We start from the raw sequence: 3,106 nt of genomic DNA, 5'->3' as shown, positions 1-3,106 counted from the left end.
CATCCGCTTAGCCGCTACGAAATTCTTGCCGAATTAGGCAGCGGAGGGATGGGGGTTGTGTATAAGGTCAAACACTTGCAGTTGGGACGAAAAGCGGCTTTGAAATTATTGCGAAGTGATCGTCAAAATCGTGAAGATCAGTTACGTTTTGATCGTGAGGCGCGGTTGGCTGCCTCGCTGACCAATCCCCACAGCGTGACGATTTACGATTACGGTCGCAGCGAAGAGGGGGAAGCATACTGCGTGATGGAATACCTGTCGGGTTTGACGCTGCAAGAGGTAGTGGCACGTAGTGGATTTCAGTCGATCGGACGCGTGTTGTTTGTGCTACGGCAAGTCTGCGAAGCGTTGGGCGAGGCGCACAGTCTCGATTTGGTACATCGCGACATCAAACCACAAAACATTATGTTGTCACTCGATCCGTCGATCGGTGATTGGGCAGTCGTGTTTGATTATGGGCTTGCGAAACCGCTCAGCCCCGATAAAGGGACCTATCAAACTCGCGAGGTGATTTGGGCGGGGACGCCGATGTACATGGCACCGGAACGCTTTCGATCGCCCTCGGTGATGGATCCTCGCTCGGATATCTATTCAGTGGGCTGTGTTGCCTATTACCTGTTGGCGGGCCGCCCCCCGTTTGCTGAATGTGATCCCGAGTCACTCTTTGCGTTGATAATCAGCGAGCAGCCGATCGGGCTGGGGATTCACCGCGGTGAAGATGTCCCCGAGTCGGTGCGCAGGACTGTTTTTAAGTGCATGGCCAAAAATGCCGCTGACCGTTACGCTTCGATCGGTGAACTTGCCGACGCGATTGATGAGCTGCGAGTCGAATTTCCATGGACCAGCAGCGACGCGGCCGCTTGGTGGAAGCAGCACGGCGACGCTTAGCGCGGGGCATTGGGGAGATGCAGGTTTGAAGCTGATCCCACATTCCTCGTAGCGAAAGTCGCCAAGACTTTCGGTCACTCCCATCCCCTGCTCGATACTCTTGGCGAGTTTCGCTACGAAAAACCTACGGCCTGTGCTACGTTATTGCCCTTTATTGCTTGTCTGAAAAAAACACGATGTTTCCTCGCCAACCGATCAAGCTTCACGATTCTCAAAAACATGGCGTTGGCTCAGGAGCCGAGTTGATTTTGGTCGAAGGCGATTCGGCCTCGCTCAGCGTCGCGCGAGCTCGTGACAAAACGTTTCAAGCGGTGTTGCCGATGCAAGGCAAGCCGATGAACGCCTTGCGATCGACCCGTCGCACCATCGAAGGAAACGAACTCTTCGCCGCCGTGATTGATGCGCTCGGTTCCGGAGTCGAGGACTATTTTCATCTCGATACGATTCGGTTCGAGCGAGTGGTTTTGCTGTTCGATCCCGATGCCGATGGGATTCATTGTGGGGCGCTAATGATGATGTTCTTCTATCGTTGGATGCGGCCGCTATTGGAATCCGGTCGTGTTTCGGTGGTGCGAGCGCCGATGTTCGAAATATCGGCTCGCCGCTACAAGGATACGCTGCTAGCGTACGGCGAAGAGCACTATCGGGTGATTCGAGAGCAACTCGATGCGAAGGGGATCGAAGGGATCAAGATCAACCGCTTCCGTGGTCTTGCTAGTCTGAATGAGGACACGTTGCGAAAGACATGTCTGCACCCTGACACTCGAGCAGTCAGCGAGATGACAATCCACGACGCCGAAGAAGCCATCCGTGTCTTTTGCCCCAACCTATCAGTATCGTGAGCCACGCGAAGGTCGCAACGACAATCGAGGGCATCATCCACCACGGTTTGTATTCGAAAGTGACAACCCATCGTCCCGGCGGAACCAGCACGCCTTGTTTTAGATAGTCGACGCGGTGAACCGTGGCGGGGCGAGTTTTCGCAGAATCGAGCGAGACCAAAGAAGCATGCCAATGTCCATCTTGGTAGACGTTCCGCTGTAGCAAGCACGCTGCGGATGCCTCGATTTCGATTTCAACTGAATCCGCCGTTTCGTTCTTGAGGATCCATTGGTCGTCGGGTTCGTCAATCGGATTGGGGGAAAGAAGTTCGCCACCATGATTGTTCACGTAAACGCAGGGGACATGTGTCGCATCGAGCACCTCGCCTAGCAACGACTTGAAATCCCTGCTGTTCGCAGTGGCGGAATCTTGGATCGACCAAGCGTAGTGGATTTGTATTGCCGGATGCGACGGAGTTTGACTGATTTGGGTATCGACTAGGTTCAAGTGGGAAGCGAGTCGCGAGGATTCGGTCGCGTTCAAAGTTTGTTCGATGCCGAGCCACTGTGACACAGCAATCCAAAATTCGGCTCGTTGTTTTGGCGGCATCGTTCCGGAAACTTCGCGTGTGGCTTTCCAAAACATCGCCATCGCTTGAGATCGAATCGAGGTCATGTTGTTGAGCACATGTCCGCGATCAGCAAGATGCCAGCGGCCGAACCATGCGATTTCCGAGCTCAACTCGACCTCGGTCAATCGATCTTTGTCTTGGGCTTCTTGCCAAACCCGTGGCCATCCATTGCCTGTTCGTGTTCGCAACGTCATCAGCTCGGCATCGGCGATGGGAATCGATTTTGTTGCATCTCGGTTGGTGGTGACCCGGGCAATGTTGCCCGCCGCAAACACGGCCATATCGATTGCCACGATTCCCAACAGACATCGCATTGCGGTCATCCGCGAAAGTCGATGGCGTTGCAATCGCAACAAGACCCAGGCGACACAGGCAAGCACAATGGTGGAATGAACAATCGACCAGAAAACTTCGCGGAGCCCGCCTGCGATGTCCAGTGGTCCCCAAAAGGGATCCGGCGGCACTGCGGCTCGGTTGCCAATCCAGCGAGCGGGATCGTACTGTATCCCCAGCACGACGACGAAGGCGACAACCATCACGATCGCAATCGTGATCAGTGCGTGTCGAGTGGATGCAGCGAAACGCGGCAAATTTTCGAGCCAATATGCGGTGACCATCGACGCGGCGAACGCGGCAATCGGCAGCCATTTGGCCGGATAGCGAAGCGAATCGTAGCCAGGCACAAAGTGGTAGAGCATCCAGTACAGCCCGCCAACACCGCTGTCGGTTTGTGCAAGCTTGCCGGTTGCGTTTTGGATCAGCCAA

The 3,106-nt window shown here is 54.9% G+C and carries 3 protein-coding genes; 2 read left to right on the top strand and 1 reads right to left on the bottom strand.

The window, feature by feature from the left end:
- Positions 1-888 (top strand): serine/threonine-protein kinase (locus RMSM_RS06065; protein WP_144057411.1); only part of this gene is annotated, 888 nt, incomplete at its 5' end.
- A 158-nt stretch (positions 889-1,046) separates the two neighbouring features.
- Positions 1,047-1,730 carry a toprim domain-containing protein gene (locus tag RMSM_RS06060; RefSeq protein WP_144057410.1) on the top strand — a complete coding sequence of 228 codons (684 nt, stop codon included), beginning with the start codon at positions 1,047-1,049 and terminating at the stop codon, positions 1,728-1,730.
- Here the strand turns inward: RMSM_RS06060 and RMSM_RS40710 are convergent.
- On the bottom strand, positions 1,660-3,106 hold a 1,447-nt coding region (locus tag RMSM_RS40710; protein WP_040764343.1), incomplete at its 5' end, for a hypothetical protein. The genes RMSM_RS06060 and RMSM_RS40710 overlap by 71 nt on opposite strands.

It is taken from the genome of Rhodopirellula maiorica SM1 (assembly GCF_000346295.1).
In the GTDB taxonomy this organism is placed as follows: domain Bacteria; phylum Planctomycetota; class Planctomycetia; order Pirellulales; family Pirellulaceae; genus Novipirellula; species Novipirellula maiorica.
This window is presented reverse-complemented; position numbering and strand designations above follow the sequence as displayed.